We start from the raw sequence: 12,576 nt of genomic DNA, 5'->3' as shown, positions 1-12,576 counted from the left end.
GGTGGGTCAGCGTCGCCTCAACTCCCTGAGGAACGCGTCGATGAGCCGCTTGCGCTCGGCGGGGGTGGCGTTGGTGATCTCCAGCTCCTTGTCACCCAGCCGGAACTTGAGCATGCCGCGGTCGTTGCCCTGCCGCTGCAGCCACTCGACGAGGTAGGTCAGCACCGTGCCGAGCACCTCGGGGGTGGCGGCCATGGTGAGCAGCAGGGCGCCCACGGCGAGGGCGTCCACGGACCGCCCGCCGTCGGCGCCGGGGATCGCCGCCGGTTCGACCGCGACGACCTCGCTCAGGCCGTGCAGCTCCTTCATCAGCCGCTGGGCGGCCTCGTCGGAGGCGGCCGGGTCGCCGGCCACCACTGTGATGCGCGCCACGGATGTCGTCTCCACGCTGTGCACCATACACAGTGGAGTCAAGATCCGACTGTCCGTGATCTTCAGTGCAGGGTCGCGCGGTCCGCGGCGGTGCGCCCGGACTCCCACCCCTCCTCGCTGGCGACCCGGAAACCCCGGCCGCGCACCGTACGCGGAAACGCCCGCTCCCGGGCCTCGCGCACCTGGGTCTCCCGCGACGCCAGGACGGGCAGCAGCGCGGCGGCGTCCGTGGAGTGCGCCAGTGCCGCCCGGTCGGCCTCCGCGAGGCGCTCGCCGATGCGGACGGCGTACCCGATCAGGAACGACTGCCGGAACGATCTGAGCCGGGCCCGCCCGGCCTTGCCGCCGGGCGGCTCGGCCCGCGCCATCGCCCGGTGCGCCTGTACCAGCAGTGAGGCGTGCAGCAGATCCACCGCGTCGATGTCGGCGTCGAAGCCGAACACGGTGGCGAAACCGAACTCCGGCGACCACACGACCTGGCAGCGGTTGGCCCGGGCCACCGCGTCCAGCAGGGACGCCTTCTCGCTCTCGTACGGATGGTCGACCCCGATCCGGCGCGCGAACGGCGTGACCTCGGTGTCCCCGGCCCCGACCAGCGCCTCGTCCAGGCTGTGCCGCGAGATTAGTTCCTGCGCCTTGGCGCTGAACGCCTCCGCCTCGGCCGGGAACGTCGTCGCCTCCGCCTTCGCGAGCAGGGCCCGGACCCGGTTGAGCAGCGCCTCGTTGCGGGCACCGGGCGCGTCGCGCACGACCCGCCCCGGCGGCGGGATGAGCACGTCCAGCCGCGGCAGGCCGCCCAGCACCCGCAGCACCCCGAGGAAGGCGTCGATCAGCGCGATCCGGTCGGTGCGCCGCCGCCGCACCACCTGGGCGGGGAAGCCGTCGTCGTCGCCCCACCACACCCGCGCCCCGAGCTCCTCGGCCTGGGCCCGCCACCGCGGATCCACCGCCCGGGCGGGGAACCCCCGCAGGTGCGCGGCGATCGCGTCCACCACCAGCTGCGCCTGGACCGCGTCGCCCCGGCGCGCCACGACCCGCTGCAACTCGGCCGGCTGCCAGCCCTGCCCGGCGAGGCGCGCCACGGCCTCGAACAGCGCCCGGGTCAGCACGGGGTCGACCGCACCCGCGGGCGCGACGGTCAGCAGATCCAGGCCGTCCTCGTACCCGACCCGGCCGGCCAGCACCTCGGCGACCGTCTCCCGCACCGACATCACCCGACCAGGCTAGTAGGGTCACTTCGCGACCGCCCCGGCGCAGGTGCGCCGTGCCCGGGCAGCCCGGCCGCGCCTCGCCGGCCCGACCGGGCGGGCAGCGGTCCCGACCGCGAAGAAGGGGACGACGTGGGTAGCGACGACTTCCGGAAGATCCCGCCGACGACGCTGGCCGACGTGCTCGGCCGGGAGCAGGTCATGGACATCGGCATCCGGCCGCTCTGGGCGCCGGTACCGCGGGTCGCCGGGCCGGCGTTCACGGTGCGGTGCCCGCGCGGCGACAACCTCATGCTGCACGCGGCGATCTACCAGGCGGAGCCGGGTGCCGTCGTCGTCGTGGAGTCCGGCGATCTCGACTACGCCCTCGCCGGCGGCAACGTGTGCGCGGTGGCACAGCGCCGGGGCATCGCCGCGTTCGTGCTCGACGGGCTGATCCGGGACCTGGGCGAGGTGCGGGAGGCCGGTTTCCCGGTCTTCGCCCGCGGGGTCGTTCCCATCCCGGGGACCAAGACGGCGCTCGGCGAGCACGGCGGCACGGTGCGCTGCGGTGGCGTCGGTGTCGCGGCCGGTGACGTGGTGGTCGCCGACGAGGAGGGCGTCGTGGTGGTGCCGCACCGCCGCCGGGACGAGGTGCTCGCCGCCGCCCGCACCCGGCTCGCCAAGGAGGAGGGCGAGTCGCTCGACGACTGGGAGGCCGCGCACCGCACCCGGGTCGAGAAGGCGCTGCGGGACCACGGCCGGCACCTCTGACCGGCGCGGGAGGAGGACGGCGTGGCCCGGCAAGTGGCCGTGTGCGGGCCCCGGGCCTGCACGGGCGCCGAGGCCGAGAACGCCCGGCGGGTGGGTGAGCTGCTCGCCGAGCGGGGCGTGGTGGTCGTCTGCGGCGGGGGAGAGGGCGTCATGGCGGCCGTGGCGGCCGGTGCCCGGTCGCGGGGCGGGCTGGTCGTCGGCGTCCGGCCGGACGACGGCCGCGCGGGCGTGCCGGGCGACCTGTCGGCCACCGTCGTGACCAACATGGGCGAGGCCCGGAACGCGATCATCGTGTGGAGCGCGGACGCGGTGATCAGCGTGGGCGGCTCGTGGGGCACCCTCAGCGAGATCGCCCTCGCCATGCGCCGGGGCGGCATCCCGGTGGTCGCGCTCGGCGGCTGGCGGGTCGTGCAGGAGGACGGCCAGGCCGTGCCGGGCATCCGGTACGCCGGCACGCCGGAGGAGGCGGTCGCCGAGGCGCTCGCCGCCGGGCCGCCGCCGTAGGACCCCGGCCGCCCCGGGGCCGCCTGCCGGCGGCCCGGGGCCCGGTCAGCGGTCCGCGGCGACGAGCTCCGGCTCGGGCCGCGGGGCGTGCGGCCCGGCGCGCAGCCGGTCGCCCTCGACGTCCACGTCCGGCAGGATCCGGTCGAGCCACCGGGGCAGCGCCCAGGCCCGCCGCCCCAGCAGCGCCATCGCCGCCGGCACGATGGTCATCCGCACCACGAACGCGTCGAGGAGGATGGCCGCCGCGAGCGCGAAGCCGATCGACTTGATCATCGAGTCGTCGGAGAGGACGAAGCCCGCGAAGACGCTGATCATGATGACGGCCGCGGCCGTGACGACCCGGGCGCCGTGGCCGAAGCCGTTCACCACCGCACGCCCCGGCGCGGCGCCGTGCACGTGTTCCTCGCGCATGCGGCTGACGAGGAAGACCTCGTAGTCCATCGCCAGGCCGAACACGATGCCGATGAGGACGACCGGCATCAGGCTCACCACCGGGCCGGTCTGCTCCACGCCGAGCGGACCCGCCAGCCAGCCCCACTGGAAGACGGCCACGACCGCGCCGAAGGTGGCGGCCACGCTGAGCAGGAAGCCCGCGATCGCCTTGAGCGGCACCAGCAGCGCCCGGAACAGCACGGTCAGCAGGAGGAACGCCAGAATCACGATCACCGCCAGGTACGGACCCAGCGCCGCACCCAGCTTCGCGGACATGTCGATGTTCAACGCGGTCGTCCCCGTCACCAGGATCTCGCCCGGCAGGGCCTCGTCGGTGTCCCGGATGGCGTGCACGAGGTCGGTGGTCTCCCGGCTGTCCGGCGCGCTGCGCGGGACGACCTGGAGGATCGCCGTGTCGCCGGCCGGGTTGACGGCGGCCGGGCCGACCTTGGCGACGTCCGGCAGGCCCGAGACCGCGGTGCCCACCTCGGTGGCCACCGCCTTCGCGTCGGCGCCCGGGCCCGCGTCCACCACGACCAGCAGCGGTCCGTTGAAGCCCGGGCCGAACCCCGCGGTGAGCATGTCGTACGCCCGCCGCTGGGTGGTCTGTGGCCCGGACATGTTGTCGCCCGGCAGTCCCAGCCGCAGGTCCAGCGCCGGGATGGCGACGACCAGCAGGGCCAGCGTCGCGCCGAGCAGGGCCGGCACCGGCCGGCGGGTGACCAGCCGGGCCCAGCGCCGTCCCGCCGTGGGCCGGGCGTCGTCGCCCTCCGGATCGCGCGCGCGGCCGTGCCGGCCCGTGACCCGGCCGCCGGCGAAGCCCAGCAGCGCCGGGAGCAGGGTGAGGGCGATCAGGACGGCGACGGCGACGGCGGCCGCGGCGGCGAGGCCCATCTGGGTCAGCACCGGCACGTTCACCACGGCCAGGGCGGCCAGGGCGATGATCACCGTCAGGCCGGCGAACGTCACCGCGGACCCGGCGGTGCCGACCGCCCGGCCGGCCGCCTCGATGCCCGCCCGCCCCGCCGCCACCTCGTGGCGGTAGCGCGAGACGATGAACAGCGCGTAGTCGATGGCGACCGCCGTGCCGAGCATCAGCGCCAGCGTCGGCGTGTTGCTGCTCAGATCGACGAAGCCGGAGACGATCTGGATGCCGGCCATCGCGGCGCCCACCCCGATGACCGCGGTCACCAGCGGCAGGCCCGCCGCGACCAGCGAGCCGAAGGTGACCAGCAGCACCACGGCGGCGACCAGGAAGCCGACCACCTCGCCGACGCCCTGACCGGCCGGTTCCCGCAGGGCGTCGCCACCGGTCTCGACGGTCAGCCCCGCGGCCCGGCCGGCCGCGGCGGCGCCGCTCAGCACCTCCCGGTCCTGCCCGGTCAGGGCATCCGCCCGCACCTTGTACGTGACCTGCGCGTACGCGACCGTCCCGGCCGGGTTGATCCCGGTGGGCAGCGGATCGGTGACCGCACCGACCCGGGCGCCGGTACGCAGCCGGGCGACGGTGGCCTCGATCGCGGCGCGGTTCTCCGGGTCGGTGAGCTTCTCCCCGGCCGGTGCCGCGAAGACGACCCGGGCCTCCGCGCCGCCGGCGCCGGCCTGCGGGAACCGTTCGGCGAGCAGATCCTGCGCCTGCTGCGCCTCGGTGCCCGGGATGCTGAAGCTCTCGGCGGTCGGCCCGGACAGCGTGGCCGCGCCCACCCCCAGGACCGCGAGCAGGGCGAGCCACATCGTGAGGACCAGCGCCCGGCGGCGGAAGGCGAACCGGCCGAGGCGATAGAGGTAGGTAGCCATCGCTTCACCGTGCCGCCGGAGGGGCCGCAAAGCGTCGTCCGGACGCAGGCACCGCCGTACCATGGTGGCGGTATCTCCGCCTGCTCCGGCTACCACGAGGAGAGGACGTGCGGGCGCCGCCGTCCGCGTAGGGTCCTCAGGTGATGCAGACCAGACACATCGCGCGGCTCCGCGCGGTCAAGGACGTGGCGGACCAGCCGCTGCTGCTCGACGTCCTGCTCGCGCTGGTGCTCGCCGCCGCGGTGTTCAAGGCCACGGTCGACGACCTCGTGTCGCCCAACGACGTGGTCGTGGCCGGGGTGGCCTTCGTGGCGGTGCTGATGCGCCGGATCCGGCCGTACCTCGCGCTCGGCGTGTGCACCGCCGCCTCCGTCGGCGCGGTGCTGCGGGAGGTGCGCAACCCCGGCCTGATCGCGGCGCTGGGCGTCATCACGTACTCCATCGCCGCGCACACCGGCCGCCGCCAGGGCTGGATCTGCGCGCTGGTCTCCTCCTCGCTGATCTACGGGACCGGGCTGGTCGTCTCCGCCGGCGACTGGTGGCGGGTGGAGACGCTCGGCCTGTTCGCCTGGATCTTCCTGGCCGCGGCGGCCGGGGACGCGGCGCGCACGCACCGCGCGTACGTGCGTGAGGTGGAGGAGCGCGCCCGCCGGGCGGAGCAGAACCGCGAGGAGGAGGCGCGCCGGCGGGTCATGGACGAGCGGGTGCGCATCGCCCGGGAGCTGCACGACGTGGTGGCCCACCACATCGCGGTGATCAGCGTGCAGGCCGGTGCCGCGGCGCACGTGCTGGAACGCCGCCCGGAGCAGGTCGCTCCGGTGCTGGCGCACATCCGCGAGGCCTCCGACGCCGTGCTGCAGGAGATCCAGTCCGTGGTGGGCGTGCTGCGTGGCAGCGACGAGGGGGAGAGCACCGAACCCGCGCCGGGCCTGGCCCGGCTGCCGGAGCTGCTCGCGGGCCTGGAGACGGCCGCCTTCACGGTACGCCTGCGGCGCCGCGGCGAACCCCGGGAGCTGCCCGCGATGGTGGACCTGGCCGCGTACCGGATCGTGCAGGAGGCGCTGACCAACGCCCACCGGTACGGCGACGGCTCGGCCGACCTGCTCGTCGAGTACGCGCCCAGCGGCGTCATCCTCGAGATCGGCAACGGCCTGCGGCTGGTCCCGGCCCCGGCGGGCTCGGGCTACGGCCTGCTCGGCATGCGGGAACGGGCGGCGTCGGCGGGCGGGCAGGTCACCGCGGGGCCGACGGACGACGGCCGGTTCCGGGTCCACGCCGTCCTGCCCACCGAGGCCGCGGCGCCCGCCGGGCCCGCCGCCGCAGCGGCCGCCGGGCCGGCTGCCGCAGCGGCCTCGCGGCCCGCGGCCCGGCCGGCCGGCGGGCCGGGTTCCCGGGTCGTGTCCGGTCTGCGTGCCCGCCTGCCCGGCGAGGAGCCCGCGTGACGATCCGGGTCCTGCTCGCCGACGACCAGGCGCTGATCCGCGCGGGCTTCCGGATGATCATCGACTCCGAACCGGGCCTCGAGGTCGTGGCCGAGGCGGGCGACGGCCGGGAGGCGGTCGAGCTGGCCCGCACGGCGCGGGCCGACGTGGTGCTCATGGACATCCGCATGCCCCGGATGGACGGGCTGGAGGCGACCCGCCGCATCGCGGCCGACGACAGCCTCGCCGGCGTACGGGTCCTGGTGCTGACCACCTTCGAGAACGACGACAACGTCGTGCTGGCCCTGCAGGCGGGCGCCGGCGGCTTCCTCGGCAAGGGCGTGCCGCCCGAGGAGCTGCTGCACGCCATCCGGGTGGTGGCCGGCGGCGAGGCGCTGCTGTCGCCGAAGGCCACGCGCGGCCTGGTGAGCCGCTTCCTGACCAGCCTGCGGCCCGAGGGTGCGCCCCGGCCGGCGGCGCTGAACCTGCTCACCGAGCGGGAGCGGGAGATCCTGGTGCTGGTCGCCCACGGACTGTCCAACGACGACATCGCCGAGCGGCTGCACCTGTCCCCGCTGACCGCGAAGACGCACGTGAACCGGGCCATGACCAAGCTCGACGCCCGCGACCGGGCGCAGCTGGTCGTGCTCGCGTACCAGAGCGGGCTGGTCCGCCAGGGTGACGCCCTGCCCTAGGCCCGCGCCTGTGTCATCCTGGGATGCGGGAGGGGGCCGCCATGACCGTGTCCTTCGAGTACGCCGGCGCCACCGTGGAGATCGTCGAGGCCGGCACCATCCTCGCCGCCGCCCGGGTCAACCCCGTGGAGCTGCTGCGCCGGGCCACGTTCCCGCCGCCGGTCCGCCGGGTCGAGCTCACCGTGTCCAGCGCGGACACGCCGGCCGGTCCGGTGCACGTGTTCGCCGCCGAGATCGGCACCACGGCCGCCGACCTGCCGCACAAGGAACGCATCCGGGCCGTGGTGCTCGGCAACGACCCGGTCGGCACCCTGCTCGCCAGGCGCATCGCCGCCGGGGACCCCATCGCCACCCGCATCGTGGACGGGGTCGGTACGGTGGCCGTCGCGGCGTACCGGAAACTCGGTCTCGACCGCCCGGGCGACCCGGCCGCCGAGCCGCAGACGGCGGTGCTGGCCGACGCGGCCGCCGGGCTGCAGGCGGCCGTGACCCACGAGTCCGGCGGCGGCCTGGTGCGCCTGCGCGCCGAGGTGCCCCGCGACGAGGTCCGCCCCGAGCACCTCACCGCCATGGTCCGGCTGCTCCTGCAGGCCGTCGCCGAGCTGCTGCCGCCGTCCGCCGAGCCGCTGGCCGGGCGCCGCTACGTGGTGACCCGGGAGAACCTGCCGACGGTCGCGACCACCACCCGGGAGGTCACCCTGGACCAGGTGGGCGGGCTCGCCGACGTGGTCGCGCAGCTGCGGCAGATCGCGGTCTCGTTCCGCCATCCCGAGGCGATGGCCCGCTGGGGCGCGCGCCGCCCGCAGGGCATCCTCATGTACGGGCCGCCCGGCACCGGCAAGACCATGCTGTCACGGGCCCTGGCGAACGAGATCGGCGCCGACTTCCGCGAGATCCGCACGCCCGAGATCCTCGACAAGTGGCTGGGCGGCTCGGAACGCAACATCAAGCAGATCTTCCGCGACGCCCGCCGCTACCGTGTGCCGACGCTGCTGCTCTTCGACGAGTTCGACTCGATCATCAGCTACGCCGGCGCGGGCGGCGACGCGGCCAGCCAGGCGATCAACGCGGTGGCGGGCATCTTCAAGCAGGAGATGAACGACCTCATCGAGGCCAACCCCGCCGTCATCGTGGTCGCGACGACCAACTTCCCGCACCGCGTCGACGACTCCCTGATCCGCTCCGGACGGTTCGACGTCAAGATCTCCGTACCGAAGCCCGACGAGACCGGCCGGGCGGAGATCTTCCGCAAGATGATCGCCCAGCTGGCGGCGGCCCACGAGGAGCCGGGCTTCACGATGTTCGCCGGCGACCTCGACCTGGGCGAGCTCGGCCGGCTCAGCCACGGCATGACGGGCGCGGACATCAAGGAGGCGCTGCGCCGGGTCCAGCTGGCGAAGGCGATGCAGGACGCCCGCACCGGCGGCGTGGTCGACCCGATCGGCCAGCGCGACCTGACGTCGAGCATCCGGGACCTGCTCGGCCAGCGCTGACCCGCCCGGCGGGGGTGACAGACTCTCACCATGGGTCTGTTCACGCCGGCGGAGGCACGTGAGGAGCTGGCCCGGCTGCGGCCGGTGCTCGACGAGATCGTCGTGGTCCGGGCGGACATGGTGGAACTCACCGCCGCCCTGACCGTGGGAGGCGAGCCGACGCCGCTCGGCGGCCTGCCGGAGCGCAAGGCCGCGGAGGCCCGGCTCAACGAGCTGATGACGCAGGTCCAGCAGACCGGGGCGGAGCTCAAGGGCGTGGCCCCGCTGCTGGTCGACTTCCCCGCCGACCTCGACGGCGTACCGGTGCTGCTGTGCTGGCTGGAGGGCGAGGCGGAGCTCTCCTGGTACCACCGCGCCGACCTCGGCTTCGCCGGCCGCCGCCGGCTGCCGTGAGGCACGCGGCGACGCCGGCCGTGCCCGGGCGGTCAGCGGCCGTCCGCGGTCCGCGGTAGGCGGGTGGGCAGCCGGACGGTGAACACCGTGGCCGACTCGGCGGGGTCGTTGACGCTGATGCTGCCGCCGTGCTGCTCGACGATGGCCCGGGCCAGGGTCAGGCCGAGACCGGCGCCGGGTACACCGCAGTGGCGGGCGGCGTCGCCGCGGAAGAAGAGGTCGAACAGGTGGGCGCGTTCCTGGGCGGGGATCCGGTTGCCGGTGTTGGACACGGCCAGCGTGGTCGCATGCTCGTCGGTGTGCACGGTGATGCCGACGGTGGAGCCGTCCGTGGCCCAGGTGAGGGCGTTGTGCAGCAGCTCGTCGACGACCTGGCGCAGCCGGTGCGGGTCGCCGTCGACGGGCACGGCGGCGGGCGCGTTGACGTCGACGGTGATGCCGTCGCCGGTGCGGGCGTTCCGGGCGGCGGCGCGCACGATCTCGGCCAGGTCGGTCCGGTCCAGATGCAGGTCGATGTGGCCGGAGCGCAGCCCGGCCACATCGAGCAGCTTGGCCACGACGGTCTGCAGGCTCGCCGCGTTGCGGTGGATCACCTCCAGCATCTGCCGGTGGTCGCCGGCGACGCCCGGATCGTCCAGCAGGAAGTCGGCGTAGGACTGCACGTTGGTCAGCGGCGTGCGAAGCTCGTGGCCGACCAGGGCGATGAACTCGTCGCGGGTGCGGTCCAGCTCGGCGGCGAGGCTCTGCGCGCGGCGGCGTTCGAGGAATCCGCCGACCTGGGCGCCGATGCCGGTCAGCAGGGCGGTGCGGGTGTCGTCGGGGACCTCGGGGGTGTCGCTGTAGCAGACCAGCACGCCGAGCATGTCGGACCCGCTGGGCACGGGGACGGCCAGGGCGGCGCGCAGCGGCCCCCAGTCGGCGGCCTGGCCGGCGTCGGCGGACAGGTCCGTGGTCCACGCCGGCTGCTGGGTGCGCCAGGCGCGGCCGGGCAGGCCCCGGTAGGCCGGCAACGGGTCGGGCAGCCGGCAGGGGAGGTCCCTGCCGGGGGCGGCCCAGCAGGTGGTGCGGCGCAGGACCTGGGCGACCTCGTCGACGGTCCAGAACTCCGTCGCCTCCCAGCCGGTCATGGCGCCGATCACCCGGACGACGTGGGTCATGACGTCGTCGGTCGGCGCCGCCGCTGAGATGATCTTCCCCACCTGGAGCTCGCACTCCTTCAGCCGCGCGGTGCGGCGGTGCACGGTCACGTCGTGCATCGTCACGACCGCGGCGAGCCCGGGCCGGCCGGTGACCGGCCGGCCGTGCATGCGGAAGATCCGCGGCGGCGCCCCGGGCGGCCGCATGACGACCTCGGCGTCGCGGACGTGCTCGCCGTGCAGGGCACGCACCAGCGGGTGGTCCGTGGCGGACAGGGGCCGCCCGTCCGGCTCGTGCAGGTGCAGTCGCCGCGGCCACTGCTCGGCGGGTGCGCCCCGGAGGCGGTCCCCGGTGAGCGTGCGGGCGGCCTCGTTGGAGAGCACGGGCCGGCCGGTGGTGTCGCACCCGATCACCGCGGTGTCCAGGCTGTCGGCCAGCGCCTGCAGGGTGCGGTGCTGTTCCTGCAGGCGGCTGCGGTCGAAGGCCTCGGTCTCCAGCTGGTCGGCGCGCTCACCCGGCCCGGCTTCCTCCTGCCGCCCCTGCACGTAGGCGGTGACGTCCTCCACGCGGTGCACGACATACGCCAGCCGGGCGTCCGGGCCGAAGACGGGCGCGCTGACCGGCGCCCAGTAGCGCGTCTCGAACCCCCCGCCCGGTCGCGGGATGTCGTACTTCTGGATCGCCATCATGTCGGTGACGCCGTCGCGCAGCACCCGCTGCAGGGAGTCGTCGAGGGCGGCCACCCCGCCCGCCGCGGGGTCGGCGGGATTGTCCGGGAACGCCTCGAACAGCGGCCGCCCCACCAGCTCCTCCCGGGTCCGCATGGTGGCCGCCAGGTACGCGTCGCTGACGTCCATGATCACCAGCTCCGGGCTCAGCGCGACCATTCCCGCCGGCGAGCCGCGAAACAGCGCCCGGTAGTCGATGTCAGGCTGGCTCTCGCCCACGCTGCCGCCTCATGAAGATCAACAGATCTCCCCCATACTACGCAAAAGAGACGCATGCCCACCGGCGTAAACGCTGATCCGGGCGTCAGCCGGCCTCCAGGATCTGTAGGTCGCGCTCGGCGTAGAGGCGGTGCTCCCATTCCTCGGTGAGGATGCAGAGCAGGCATTCGCGCACCGGGAAGCTGAAGGACGCCGGCCAACCCGGCGCCTCGACCGGTTCGGTGTGGCCGTCGAGCGTCTCGTCGCTGAGACCCTCCATGACCCGGCGCACGGTGGCCATCCGGTCGCGGCGCAGCGCGAGCACCACCTCCAGGTCGGGCCGGACGGTGCGGTCGCGGGGTATCCCGGGGGTGTCGGGCATCTCGTCCCAGGGCAGGTCCAGCGGGTCCCAGGGGGACGGGTCGCCGAGGATCACCCGGCGGATCCAGGAGTCGGTGGCGAACACCAGGTGCCGCAGGGTCTCGATGAAGGACCACTCGCCGTCGACCGACTCGTGCAGCAGGGCCGGGTCCAGGCGGCGGGCCCGCTCGACCGTGCCCGCCCACAGGCGCTCGACGACGTCCCAGGCCCGGCGGAAGCCGTCCGCGTCGACCGGGCGCATCGCGGCCCGGTCGGGATAACGCCGGTCGAGCTCGGCGTTGACGTATCCGCTGACCTCGACGCCGTTGATGGTGAGGGTGCCGAGCTCGCCGTAGATGTCGACACCCTCCAGGCGCGCCCCGCGCAACACGGCGCCGCTGAGATCCACGCCGTGGAAGCGTGCGTCGATCAGATCCGTGGCGCGGAACTCGGCGCCGTTGAGGGTGATACGCCGGAAGCGCGAGCCGGCCAGGTCGACACCGTCGAACCGGGAACCTCGGAGATCGTCACCGACGAATTCGGCCATGGGCACGACCCTAACGTCAACGTCGGTCCCGTGGCGGCCGGGGACGATACTGAGCGGATGTCGCGTTACACCGCCCTCCTGCGGCGCCTCGGCAGCCGGCGCTGGTTCGCCTCCCTCGGCCGGCGGCTGGCCCCGCTGGACGGCCGGCTCTACCGGCTCACCGGCGGCCGCTGGTCCGTGATCGGCCGCCACGAGCTGCCCTCGCTGCTGATCACCACGACCGGGCGCAGGTCGGGCCTGCCCCGGACACATCCGCTGCTGTACGCCACCGACGGCGACGCGTACGTGGTGGTCGGCTCCAACTGGGGCCAGGCGCACCACCCGGCCTGGTCGGCGAACCTGATCGCGGACCCCGCCGCCCGGGTGACCGTCGGGGACCGGGAGTTCGGCGTGCGGGCGACGCTGACCACCGGCGCCGAGCGCGACCGCCTCTGGCGGATGGTGCAGGAGATCTGGCCGGGCTACGCCGCCTACGCGCGGCGGGCCGACGGCCGGGAGATCCGGATCTTCCGCCTGGTGCCCGCGGACTGACCCGCGA

At 74.8% G+C, this 12,576-nt stretch carries 12 protein-coding genes; 7 read left to right on the top strand and 5 right to left on the bottom strand.

The window, feature by feature from the left end; all coding sequences use genetic code 11:
- Positions 1 to 6: 6 nt before the first annotated feature.
- Positions 7 to 387, bottom strand: a complete 381-nt coding sequence (locus IEY99_RS17885) for a hypothetical protein (protein ID WP_189204548.1) — start codon at positions 385 to 387, stop codon at positions 7 to 9.
- 47 nt (positions 388 to 434) lie between these two features.
- Complete coding sequence (locus tag IEY99_RS17880; protein ID WP_189204882.1) at positions 435 to 1,583, bottom strand: DUF2786 domain-containing protein; 1,149 nt, start codon at positions 1,581 to 1,583, stop codon at positions 435 to 437.
- Positions 1,584 to 1,712: 129 nt separating this feature from the next.
- On the opposite strand from IEY99_RS17880, the gene IEY99_RS17875 reads away from it, so the two are divergent.
- Both IEY99_RS17875 and IEY99_RS17870 read left to right on the top strand, forming a co-directional pair.
- Positions 1,713 to 2,333, top strand: a complete 621-nt coding sequence (locus IEY99_RS17875; protein WP_229798873.1) for an RraA family protein — start codon at positions 1,713 to 1,715, stop codon at positions 2,331 to 2,333.
- Between the two features lie 21 nt (positions 2,334 to 2,354).
- On the top strand, positions 2,355 to 2,837 hold the full coding sequence (locus IEY99_RS17870; RefSeq protein WP_189204546.1) for an SLOG cluster 4 domain-containing protein: 483 nt from the start codon (positions 2,355 to 2,357) through the stop codon (positions 2,835 to 2,837).
- Positions 2,838 to 2,882: 45 nt separating this feature from the next.
- Here IEY99_RS17870 and IEY99_RS17865 read toward each other — a convergent pair whose 3' ends face one another.
- The gene (locus tag IEY99_RS17865) at positions 2,883 to 5,066 is read right to left on the bottom strand and encodes an MMPL family transporter (RefSeq protein WP_189204544.1); all 2,184 of its coding nucleotides are present in this window, start codon (positions 5,064 to 5,066) and stop codon (positions 2,883 to 2,885) included.
- A gap of 143 nt (positions 5,067 to 5,209) precedes the next feature.
- On the opposite strand from IEY99_RS17865, the gene IEY99_RS17860 reads away from it, so the two are divergent.
- Genes IEY99_RS17860 through IEY99_RS17845 form a run of 4 tightly spaced genes read left to right on the top strand, consistent with a single transcriptional unit; the run spans position 5,210 to position 9,068 of the window.
- Positions 5,210 to 6,508, top strand: a complete 1,299-nt coding sequence (locus IEY99_RS17860; RefSeq protein WP_229798927.1) for a sensor histidine kinase — start codon at positions 5,210 to 5,212, stop codon at positions 6,506 to 6,508.
- The gene (locus IEY99_RS17855; protein WP_189204540.1) at positions 6,505 to 7,182 is read left to right on the top strand and encodes a response regulator; all 678 of its coding nucleotides are present in this window, start codon (positions 6,505 to 6,507) and stop codon (positions 7,180 to 7,182) included. The genes IEY99_RS17860 and IEY99_RS17855 overlap by 4 nt, the downstream gene beginning before the upstream one ends.
- Before the next feature lie 41 nt (positions 7,183 to 7,223).
- Positions 7,224 to 8,675 (top strand): ATP-binding protein, encoded by a 1,452-nt coding sequence (locus tag IEY99_RS17850; RefSeq protein WP_189204538.1) that lies wholly within the window; start codon positions 7,224 to 7,226, stop codon positions 8,673 to 8,675.
- Between the two features lie 30 nt (positions 8,676 to 8,705).
- A complete protein-coding gene (locus tag IEY99_RS17845; RefSeq protein WP_189204536.1) occupies positions 8,706 to 9,068 on the top strand; it encodes a DUF2203 domain-containing protein in 363 nt (120 codons plus the stop codon).
- Between the two features lie 32 nt (positions 9,069 to 9,100).
- Here IEY99_RS17845 and IEY99_RS17840 read toward each other — a convergent pair whose 3' ends face one another.
- Positions 9,101 to 11,152: a PAS domain-containing sensor histidine kinase gene (locus IEY99_RS17840; RefSeq protein WP_229798871.1), complete on the bottom strand. Its 2,052-nt coding sequence runs from the start codon at positions 11,150 to 11,152 to the stop codon at positions 9,101 to 9,103.
- Between the two features lie 85 nt (positions 11,153 to 11,237).
- A complete protein-coding gene (locus IEY99_RS17835) occupies positions 11,238 to 12,038 on the bottom strand; it encodes a DinB family protein (protein WP_189204535.1) in 801 nt (266 codons plus the stop codon).
- Between the two features lie 57 nt (positions 12,039 to 12,095).
- Here IEY99_RS17835 and IEY99_RS17830 point away from each other — a divergent pair, with 57 nt between their 5' ends.
- Positions 12,096 to 12,569 carry a nitroreductase/quinone reductase family protein gene (locus tag IEY99_RS17830; RefSeq protein WP_189204534.1) on the top strand — a complete coding sequence of 158 codons (474 nt, stop codon included), beginning with the start codon at positions 12,096 to 12,098 and terminating at the stop codon, positions 12,567 to 12,569.
- Positions 12,570 to 12,576: the final 7 nt, after the last annotated feature.

This window comes from Couchioplanes azureus (assembly GCF_014648355.1).
GTDB classification, from domain to species: domain Bacteria; phylum Actinomycetota; class Actinomycetes; order Mycobacteriales; family Micromonosporaceae; genus Actinoplanes; species Actinoplanes azureus.
This window is presented reverse-complemented; position numbering and strand designations above follow the sequence as displayed.